This window comes from Mycoplasmopsis agalactiae 14628 (assembly GCF_000266865.1).
Taxonomy (GTDB): Bacteria; Bacillota_I; Bacilli_A; order Mycoplasmatales; family Metamycoplasmataceae; genus Mycoplasmopsis; species Mycoplasmopsis agalactiae_A.
On record NZ_AJPR01000011.1, the window covers coordinates 320,354 to 330,731 of the forward strand.

General features: G+C 29.1%; 9 protein-coding genes and 1 tRNA gene. 8 read left to right on the top strand and 2 right to left on the bottom strand.

Going from position 1 to position 10,378, the window contains the following annotated elements:
* The first annotated feature begins 68 nt into the window (after positions 1 to 68).
* The 5 genes from MAGB_RS03475 to MAGB_RS03495 all read left to right on the top strand — a co-directional run bounded on the left by MAGB_RS03475 (position 69) and on the right by MAGB_RS03495 (position 4,515).
* A tRNA-Gly gene (locus MAGB_RS03475) sits at positions 69 to 142 on the top strand.
* Positions 143 to 314: 172 nt separating this feature from the next.
* Positions 315 to 1,334 (top strand): variable surface lipoprotein, encoded by a 1,020-nt coding sequence (locus tag MAGB_RS03480; protein WP_004024401.1) that lies wholly within the window; start codon positions 315 to 317, stop codon positions 1,332 to 1,334.
* 140 nt (positions 1,335 to 1,474) lie between these two features.
* The gene (locus MAGB_RS03485; RefSeq protein WP_004024402.1) at positions 1,475 to 2,536 is read left to right on the top strand and encodes a variable surface lipoprotein; all 1,062 of its coding nucleotides are present in this window, start codon (positions 1,475 to 1,477) and stop codon (positions 2,534 to 2,536) included.
* Between the two features lie 166 nt (positions 2,537 to 2,702).
* Positions 2,703 to 3,392, top strand: a complete 690-nt coding sequence (locus MAGB_RS03490; protein ID WP_004024403.1) for a variable surface lipoprotein — start codon at positions 2,703 to 2,705, stop codon at positions 3,390 to 3,392.
* A 217-nt stretch (positions 3,393 to 3,609) separates the two neighbouring features.
* A complete protein-coding gene (locus MAGB_RS03495) occupies positions 3,610 to 4,515 on the top strand; it encodes a BspA family leucine-rich repeat surface protein (RefSeq protein WP_004024404.1) in 906 nt (301 codons plus the stop codon).
* A gap of 43 nt (positions 4,516 to 4,558) precedes the next feature.
* Here the strand turns inward: MAGB_RS03495 and MAGB_RS03500 are convergent, their stop codons facing one another.
* Positions 4,559 to 4,864 (bottom strand): PTS transporter subunit EIIB, encoded by a 306-nt coding sequence (locus MAGB_RS03500; RefSeq protein WP_004024405.1) that lies wholly within the window; start codon positions 4,862 to 4,864, stop codon positions 4,559 to 4,561.
* Between the two features lie 168 nt (positions 4,865 to 5,032).
* Here MAGB_RS03500 and MAGB_RS03505 point away from each other — a divergent pair, with 168 nt between their 5' ends.
* The 3 genes from MAGB_RS03505 (at position 5,033) to MAGB_RS03515 (ending at position 8,831) form a co-directional block, all read left to right on the top strand.
* The gene (locus MAGB_RS03505; protein WP_004024406.1) at positions 5,033 to 5,692 is read left to right on the top strand and encodes a variable surface lipoprotein; all 660 of its coding nucleotides are present in this window, start codon (positions 5,033 to 5,035) and stop codon (positions 5,690 to 5,692) included.
* A 195-nt stretch (positions 5,693 to 5,887) separates the two neighbouring features.
* Positions 5,888 to 7,240 carry an FAD-dependent oxidoreductase gene (locus MAGB_RS03510; protein ID WP_004024407.1) on the top strand — a complete coding sequence of 451 codons (1,353 nt, stop codon included), beginning with the start codon at positions 5,888 to 5,890 and terminating at the stop codon, positions 7,238 to 7,240.
* On the top strand, positions 7,230 to 8,831 hold the full coding sequence (locus MAGB_RS03515; protein ID WP_004024408.1) for a dicarboxylate/amino acid:cation symporter: 1,602 nt from the start codon (positions 7,230 to 7,232) through the stop codon (positions 8,829 to 8,831). The genes MAGB_RS03510 and MAGB_RS03515 overlap by 11 nt, the downstream gene beginning before the upstream one ends.
* Positions 8,832 to 8,904: 73 nt before the next feature.
* Here MAGB_RS03515 and MAGB_RS03520 read toward each other — a convergent pair whose 3' ends face one another.
* Positions 8,905 to 10,341, bottom strand: a complete 1,437-nt coding sequence (locus MAGB_RS03520) for a DNA recombination protein RmuC (protein ID WP_004024409.1) — start codon at positions 10,339 to 10,341, stop codon at positions 8,905 to 8,907.
* Positions 10,342 to 10,378 lie beyond the last annotated feature (37 nt).

Below are 10,378 nucleotides of genomic sequence, written 5' to 3' on the forward strand. Positions count from 1 at the left end.
AATAAGCAATAACAAGATAAAATGATTTTGAAATTTATTTTACTCTTGTATAATATTATTACATTTTTGCAAATGTAGTTCAATGGTAGAACTCCAGCCTTCCAAGCTGGTCATGCGGGTTCGATTCCCGTCATTTGCTCCATATGTTTGATTATTCAAGCTCTATTTTTCCAAGGTTTAATCGCCTTGGATTTTTATTTTTAGCCTTTCTTTATAGTCACATTCAGTAAATAAGCCTCATAAAAGTTTTATAATATTTATGGGAGTATTTATTTAAAAGTAAGGGGTATCTTTAGTTAAAAAGATAAATTGTCATGAAAATGAATAGGAAAATATTGCTAGGTTTATTAGCAACTTCATCACTTACAGCTGCTCCACTACTAGCTGCTAAATGTGGTGCTAAACAAGAGCTAAATGAAGTGGTTAAGGTGCTAAATATAGGTGAAATTAAAATTTACGAAGATCAAAAAGCAGAAGTGCCAACACAAGAGTTTATTCTCAATTCATTAGCTAAAGTTAATGATTCAGAAAAGCTTAAAATTGACATATCACAGTTAGAAGTAAAAGAAATTAAAGCTAACCAAGCAATTGTTGAAGCTAAAAAAGATTCAAAAACTTATAAAGGTCAAGTTGTAGTAACTTATACAGTAACTAAAGCTAAAAGAGTTGACTTAGCAACAGTTAAAAAAGAAAATATTACAGGTATTAATAACTTTATTTCTGCTAATGAAATGGCTAATATTTTAAAAAAGGAACTTAAATTACCTAATTTAAGTGAAAAAGACTTCACAATTTCTTTAGAATCGCAAGCAACTAATGATAAAGAGGGAAAATTAGTAATTAAGTCATCTGCTACATCAGAACTTATTTATGGTACTCTAGAATTAGTTATTCCTAAACTATCTACAACCGAAAATTCTAATAAAAAATTAGTAGAAGAATATATTGCTAAATTCAAAAAAGAAGCTGAAAAAATGGATGCTAATTTAAAGAATATTGAGAAATGAGAAGCTATAGATGAAAGCAAGAAGGAAGAATTTAATAAAAAGGCAGAAAAAATCAAGGAAATAGCTAACAAGTTAAAAGATAAATATACAAAAACTTATGAAAAATTAGAAAAAGCTATTAAGGATAAAAGGGCTATTGATGATAATACTTTTAATGAGTTAAATGCAGACATTTCTTTAGTTACAGTAACATATAATTCAACTGTTAAACCAAAAGTTAACGGAAAAGAAACTGATTACACCAAAGTAATGGATGAGCTTAAAGAGCTTGGAAAGCCAAAAAACGGAGCCAAAGAAGCTGACGTATTAATTGACTTTAGTAATTAAACAAAGAAGTAAAAAAATATAGAGCACTCTATATTTTTTTAAAGCCCATTTTATATATTAATTTCCATAAGTATTAATAAAGTGCAACTTTAATATAATATAGGCAGGAGTTATTCTTTAAGAAAAGGATATAAATAATTATGAAAATAAATAGAAAAATATTATTTGGTTTATTAACTGCATCATCATTTACAGCAGTGCCTTTATTAGCTGCTAAATGTGATGATAAAAATGAAAATGCACAAAAAAATCCACAAGAAAATGGTGATAAAGTTGTAAAACAAGCACTAAGCGAAGTTATTAAAAACACAAATTTAGGTGAATTAGTATTACCTAAAGATAAAGAAACGCCTGAAGCCAATTTAATATTAGAGTCTTTAGTAAAAACTAATACAAATGTTGAATCTTCTGAATTAGAAGTATCTAATATTCAAAAAACTGGTGCAACAGTAAGCGCTAAAAAAGAAAGTAAGAAATATTCAGGCAGCATAAATGTAACATTTACAGTTAAAAAAACTGATGAAACAGTTGTCAAAAAAGACTTATCTACAGTCAATAAGGAAAATTTTAAGTTTTTAACTAATTTTTTATTTAGGTCTGAAATATTAGATGCACTTAAAAAAGATTTACAATTGCCAAATCTAACTTATGATGATTTTACTTTTACATTAGACAAAGAAGCAACAAAGACTGAAGTTGGTAAAGTGATAATTGAAGCTACCCCAAATTCAAAACTTTTATCTGGCAAGGTTGTTTTAGATGTTCCAAAAGTCACAACTAATCCTCTAGATGAATTAGGAACTATCAAAGAAACCATCAATGATTTAGGATTATTAAGTGACAAAATGGATAAAAATGTTCAAAATATTGACAAATGAGAGTCATCAAACACAGGAGATGGTGGTTCATTTGCTAATGAAGTAAAACAAATAAAAGAAACATCTGAAAAAGTAAAAGAAAAAATAAAAGAAACAGTTGAAAAATTGAAAAAAGCAATCGAAGGCAAGGCTGGATTGTCAAAAGATGAATTTGATAATGCAAATAAAATTATTCACGAGTTTTTTGAATTTTACGCCAAAGAAGTTAAATCAAAAGACACTGGCAAAATAATCTATGATGGTGAAAATACTATGAAAGATCTTAAAAAGATTGCTAAATTAAAAAGTGGATTCCAAGAAAAAGATTCTTTAATTGAGTTTTAATATATTAATTACAAATATAGAGAAAGAGCAGCTTTCTCTATATTTTTTATATATGAAATGATATGAAAATATAACCAGCTTTTTTGCAGAAAAGCTGCCCCCCCCCTATTTAATTTATACTTTTTCCGAATTTACGAATTCAATTTTATAAAAGGAGAATTAGAATATGAAGAAAGCAAAATTTATATTAGGTGCATTAGTGCCTATTTCAACTATTCCATTTATTGCAGCTAGTTGCAATGAGATTGAACTAGGAAAAACGGAAGCAAACAAACAAGACGAAAACAACAATAAAACAGTTAAAAAGGTAGAGAAAACAGAATCACATAATTTAACAAGCAGCTCAAATATTGAACTTGAAGATAAAAAAGAAAACGAAACAATTGAAAAGGATAAGTCATCTACAAATCCTGAGAAAACAGAAACACCAGAAGCTCCAAAAACAAAAGAAAAAAAATTAAAAGAAGACAAAAGCAAAGAAAAAGCAAAAAAAGAAGAAAAAAAGAATGAAGAAGACCCAAATGATGACATTAGTTTGTTTGACTTTAACAATTCATCAAAAACAGATAAAAAACCTGAAGATAACACAGAGATTTTAGATAAAGAAACATTAGCAGGCTATAAATTAGAAATAAACAGTGAAATCGGTGAATTAGAGAAGGAAGTAACTAATTACAATGGATTTATAAAAAATGAATTAAAATCACAGTTTATGGAGTTAAAAGGTAAGCTTGTTAAGTTGCTTGAAGACGCAAAGACAGAGAAAAATATTGAAAAAATTATTAACTTATTTGACTTTTTCAATGACCAATTTGAGGGATACAACATTAAAATTGAATCAATGAAGAAAAAATAGTAATAATTAACCAAAACCATAATAAAACAGTATTTTTGGATAATGTTTGAAACACAAATTAAAGTGAATGTATGTTCACTTTTTTTGTTTGAATATGAAAAACTGGAAAAGACTTTTTTTGCAAAAAGTTTGCAAAATAGTTGCCCCCCCCCCTATTCTGTTATAATGCGCCTGAACGTTATAGAAAAAAATATAAACACGGGGAGGAAAAATTAATATGAAAAAAATCAAATTTTTATTAACTAGTTCTGCTACATCATTAGCAGCAATTCCTTTTATAGCGGCGAAGTGTGGCTTTACTGAAGATAGTAAAAAACCAACTGAAACACCTGCTGAAAATCCTGCGTTAGCAAAAGTTAAAGAAGCTTGAAATAACAATATAAAAGATAAAATCAGCAGTGCAAAAAATTACACAATGATTCTGACTATGTTAAAAGATAGTGTTGCTGATGAATCACTAAAAGAATCAATTTCATTATTTAATGCTGATGAAGCTAGAAAAAGACCAGTAAAAGAACAAGAGGGTCAAAAAATTATGTTCAAAGTTGGCTCAGATAAGATAGATTTAGAATTAGGTAAAGTAGTTGCTGGTATGCAAAAAACAATTTATGTTGATAAAGATGGCAAAAATCAAGAAACTGATGCTCAAGACTTATCAACAGTTGATGGAGCTAAAGAAGCAACTAAGATAGTTCAAATTGGATACTATGACGATGGTAAAACAATTAGAGTTGCACAAATGCCTAAAACTGTTACAGAAGTTCCAACTGAATTGCCTAAAGAAATAACTAACTTGCACAAAATGTTTTTAGAATCAAAAGAATTTAACCAAGACATTTCATCATGAGACTTAAGCGGTGTTTACAACACAAGCTTAATGTTCTACAAAGCAGAAAAATTCAATCAAGATATAACCAAATGAAACACTGAAAATGTAACAAACATGAGATCAAAGTTTTACGGAACTAAAGCATTTGATCAAGATTTATCAAAATTAAATGTTTCATCAGTCAAAGATGCTGTTGACTTTGCTAAAGCATCAAAGATAGAAGGAACCGAAAACAAAAAACCAAAGTTCAAAGAAGGAACTTTATTAGTAAGAGAAAACAAAGAACAAAAATAGAAAATATGGCCAAAACAACAGGCCATATTTTTTATCAATTAATTTAAAATCTTTCTTTATCTAACTTTTCATTATCTCTAAGTTCTCTGATGCTTTTGGCCAATTTGACTGTTTTAAGGCCGAATTTGACTTGTACGTGGTTATCACCTACAAAATTTATACCGCTTGCGCCTGATTCAATTAACTTATCTTCATTAACTAAACTTTTATCAACAATATCATATCTTAGCTTAGTTGCACAATTACGATATTTAGAAATATTATCTAGTCCACCTAAAGCAGAAATTATTTGTTTTGGTTGATTGTATTGCTCATTATTAGTATCTATCATTTTAGTTTCTTTAGTCATAGTTAAAACCTCTAATTTTTAGCATACTCAATTTTATTACATATAAAGTATAAATCTTATTTATGGAAGCAATTCCATAAATTCAGACTCTCTCTCTCTCTCTCTGGTTATAGATAACTCATATAAAATAAGCCTTTAATTTTTAACAATAACTTACAAAGGAAAAATATGAGAAAAACTAAATTTTTATTATTAACTTCACTATCTCCAATTATTTCATTGCCATTTGTAGCTGCTAAATGCAATACCGATGCAAAGCCTGAGGATATGAATAAAGACAAATTGGAAAAAGACAAAATGACTAGTAAACTAAAAAATAGTAATGAAACAAAGCAAAATAATAATGATAAGAATACAAACACTGAAAATATGAAAGAAAAAAACAATACAGAAGCCAAAAATGATGACAAGGATAATAAATCATTAAAAGAAACCAAAGCAAAAGATACAATTGATGAGAAAAACTCTAATAGAGAAATGTCTGATATGCCTATAAAACAGTCTACAATGTCAAGTCTAGACAGAAGAACAGTTAACAACGTTGATGCATCAGGTTATGACATTGGCAGATGATACGATAAAATTAGTGATGAGGACTTGAAAGATTTTAAAGAAGAGTTTCACAAAATATTAACTGACATAGAAGAAGAAATCAAGAAAGCAGTAAAAGAAGAAACAAAAATAAAACAACTTGAGAGTCAATTTAATTCATTAAAATTAAAACTAGAGAAAAAATTAAATAAAGCATCATCTTGAGTTAGCGTTGAGACAATAGTTGATGAAACAGATAAAGCAATTAAAGAAATAGAAAAACAAACTGTTAAATAAAATTATTTAATCCATGTATAAACACGCCATGCAGGTGTGTTTTTTAATATTTTGTATTTTTGCTTTTTTTAACGCAAAAACCTAGCAAATTTATGCATTAATTTATTTCCTGTTTTTTTACATAAAAATATCAAAAGTTGCATTTTTATATTAAAATTAAGTCATAAATTGCATTTTTGCTATTTTGGAGTGTTTATGAGAGTTGTAATTATTGGCGGAGCAGCTAGTGGCATGACTATAGCCAGCAGAATAAGAAAATTAAGCAAAGAGACTGAAATTATTGTTTTACAAAAAGAAAAATATGTTTCGCTAGGTGCTTGTGGTTTGCCTTATTTTGTTGCTAATGAAGGAGTAAGTGAAAATGATTTATTAGCCAGAACTATAGAGGAATTTAGTGAGCAAAATATTACTATTTATCCAAATAGTACTGTAAATAAGATAGATTCAGAAAATGAGGAAGTTTATTATGTAAACAATAATAAGCAACATAGCCTTAGTTATGATAAATTAGTTATAGCAACTGGCGCTAAGCCTATAGTTCCTTCATTTGCTACTGTTAATAATAAAAATATTTTTACTCTTACTAGACTAGAAGACGCGGTTAGTTTAAAGAGCAAGCTAAAAGACAAAAGTATTAAAAAGGTGGCTATTATTGGCTCAGGATTTATTGGTTTAGAAGCTGCTGAAATGGTTGCTAAGTACAATAAAACAGTCATTTTGGTCGAAAAGGCTTCTATGCTAGCCTCCAAAGTTTTTGATAATGAAATAAGTGAATTATTAGAACAAGAATTGCTTAAAAATAACGTAACAATTTACAAAAATTGTGCATTAACCAACCTAAGCGAAAATGCAAACTCGCTAACTCTTAGTTTTGATAATGATATGCAGTATGATGTTGATTTAGTCATATTTGCAATTGGATTTAAGCCTGCAACTGAATTTTTAAATGATTCTAAGTTAAAAATGCTTTCTAACGGTGCAATTGTAGTTAATAATCAAGGCAGAAGTAATATTGAAAACATTTATGCTTGCGGTGACTGTGCTACATCATTAAATAAGTTAACTAATGAAAATAGCTACACACCTTTAGCAACTATTGCTCGTAAGTTTGCTAAAGTAGTTGCTGATGATATTCTGGGAATTAAAAATGAATTTGTTGGCCATATTCAAAGCTCAATAGTCAAATCGTTTGATGCTGAATTAGCTTCCTGCGGGCTAAATGAAAAGAGTGCCAGAGCTCTAGGTTATGACATTAAAACAGTGTTTATTAAGGACAAAGATCATCCAGGATACTATCCTAATCAAACACTGTTAGCATTAAAATTAATTGTTAACAAGCAAACAAACACACTCTTGGGTGCTCAAATGTATGGCACTAATCTTTCAGTTTTAAGAATTAATTTTTTAATTAGTTTAATCTGAAATCAAATTAAGCTAGATAAGTCACTAGCACAAATTGATTTAGTCTATTCACCACCTTTTGCAAGGGTAGTTGACATATTCCATATTGCTTTAGAGAAGATTTTAAAGGAGAATAATGAGTGATAACGTTTTACTAGATAGATTCTTAGCTATAAGTAGCTGACAGGCTGCTTTAGCAGTTATTCTATTTATCGGAATCCAGATAGGACTATGATTTACATTTAAGCGCTTTAAATTAAAGTTTATTTATAGAGTCTTAATTGGCCTTGCAATTGGCTTAGCATTTGGAATAGTTGTTCAAGGAATTAATAAATTCCCCGAATTTGGACTAGTTGATCAGTTTAAGCCAGCAATTAAACATAATGGAGAATTAATAAAAGAGCAAAACCCAGGTTATACAAAATGAGCTAAGCAAACTGATATTTGAGTTTCATTAGCTAAAAATATTTTTATTAATGGTATTTTATTACTTACTGCTCCTGTGGTGTTTATCGCTATTTTTAGGGTAGTTTCGCGTCCTGGCAATAAAAATGTTGGTCGTATTTCTCTTAAAGGTGTAGCTTTATTACTGCTTAATACTGCTTTTGCCTTTATAGTGACATTTTGAATAGGTTATGCAATTAAAATTGGTGAAGGTTCAAACTTAAGTTTAGAGAATGTAGCTGATAAAAACTTGCCAAAAGAAACGCAACCATTACCAGTAATAATTTGAGAATACTTACCAAGCAACATAATTAGCCCATGAGCTGGCACAATGGTTATTTCATTAATTGTAATAGCAGCCTTATTTGGCCATTCAGTGAAAATTTTGTCAAAGAAAAAGCCTGAACAAATGCAAAAAATTAGAAACTTTATGGATGGCGCTTGAACTATTGTTTCATCTATACTAACTACTTTTATGAAAATTATGCCTCTAGCTGTTATGTCAATGATCGCTTCATCAGTTATATCTAAACCAATTGGCGCCCTAGCAACAATTGGCAAAGTATTAGGCGTTGGATACTTAGGCTTAACAATTTCATTAGTATTTTTAACACTATTATTATTAATAAACAGAGTGAATGTAATTGCTTGATGAAGACACTGCGCCAAAATTTTAATTCAAGGTTTTGCAACTCAGTCTTCAAATGCAACACTGCCAATGTCGATGGAAACTTTAAAAGAAAATGTTAAGCTTGATGACAGTGTTGTGTCAACTGTTACTCCTTTATCGACAACAATGGGGCTAATGGGCTGTGCAGGAGTACAATCTGGTGTAATAACTAGTTTATTATGAACAGGCACTACTGATATAGCAATTCATTCACAAGGCTTAGTAGTATTTTTCATTTTAGCACTGCTTATCACATTGGTTGCTTCATTAGGTATTAGTGGCATTCCTGGCACTGCAACTGTTTTAACTTCTGGTGTACTTAGCGGACTAGGTCTTGGCGCTTGATTTGGCCCAGTTTATGCAATTGTTGGTTCACTAGATGGCTTATTTGATATGGGAAGAACTGGAGTAAATGTAACTTCAGGAGCTGTTGTAGCTACTTTGGTTGCTAAAAATGAAGGTTTAATAAGTTCTGAGTCAAATATTCTTTCAGCTAAATTATTAGCAAAACAAGAGTTAATCAGACAAAAACAAATGGAAAAAGAAGCAAAAATGGAGCTCAAAAAACAAGAAAAGCTAAATAAATTAAAAGCTAAAACAGAAGAGTCAAAACCAAAAGAATAATTGTCTAAAAAGCCTATAAAACAGCACAAAAAAACAAGTGGGTTATTAAAAACACTTGTTTTTTATGCTTTTATTATTCTATAATTGCTTCTTCAGCTTCATCATAATCTAATTTGCTATCAAGCCCCAATTTTGCTTGTTTTTTCTCAACATTTTCATTGATATCAACTTTTGAAATGCCTAATGACTTAGATGTTGTATTAATTTTCTTTGTAATTTTATTAGCTGTATTAACAACTGAAACAAATTTGTCTCTTGATTTGTCTAAATTATCTATGCCATCAATGACCTTTTTATAAAGAGCATTGTAATTCTTTTGCACATCAAGGAATATGTCTTTTAGCTTTTCAATATTTTTTTCAACTTGGAAGCTGTTATTTTGTAATAAATATGAGTAAATAAAGACCATAATTATTTGTGGGCCTTGAATATAAACTTTAAGTTTGTCCTGAATTTCAGTTACAAAATTCATATCTTGAATTAAAGTTAAATAAACACTGGCAGAAGGGACATACATTAAGGCAAAAGGAGTTGTTTTTCTATCAGGCTTAATATATTTTTCATTAATGCTTTGCGCCATTTCCTTAATGGCTTTTTTAAGCTCTTTAAGATGAGTTTCTTTTTCAGACACGCTTTTTGAATCTAGATATCTGTCTCATTTTTCTTTAGGAAACTTACAGTCAATTGGAATAATTTGTTCAACTTCTTCATTTTCAGATCTTGACTTAATTTTCATTGCAAAGTCAACTGCTTCTTGATTTTTGCCTGGATTAATTTGATATTGCTTAAATCACAATCTATTCTTTTCATTTGGATAGTGCTCTTCTAATATTTGTTCTAAAGTAAATTCGCCGAATTCGCCTGTTTTTTTGTTGTTTGAGAACGTTCTGTTTAAATCATCTACACTAGCTTGCATTTGTTCGAACTTAACCATTTCTTTGCCGACTTTGTCCATTTGTACTTGAATATTTCCAAATTGCTCTTTAATATGCTTAGTTAGTGTGTCTTCAAAATGCTTGTCAATTCTTTCTTTAATGTCATTAAATGATTTAGCATTATTTTCATTTATTTCTTTTAAATTTGAGCTAACTGTTTGATTAAACTTTTGCTCAAAATTATTTAATCAGTCATTTTGAGCAACAATTTTTTTGTTTAATTCTTCAAAAAGCTGCGCCTTAAAATCGTTGAATTTGCTTGCTCTTTCAGAATCTTTTCTATTAATTAATTCAGCCATGTTTTTTTCATACTGAACTAGTTTATTAACAAAGGCTTCATTATTTAGAGCTAAATCTTTTATTAATTTATTTTCAAATTCATTCATTTTATCAACAAGTGAGTCTTTTATTGAGCTTAATTTGTCATTAATAAAAAGCTTATCATCAGCACTTATTCCGCTACTTAAATTATTCTTTAATCCTTTGTTTTTAACAATAAACAAAGCCAAAATTGATACAAGCAAGAGCACAATTATGATGCTTAAAGTAAGTAAAATTATATTTATAGCTTCCATATATCTCCTTTTTATTTTAATTATATATTTTTAGTTT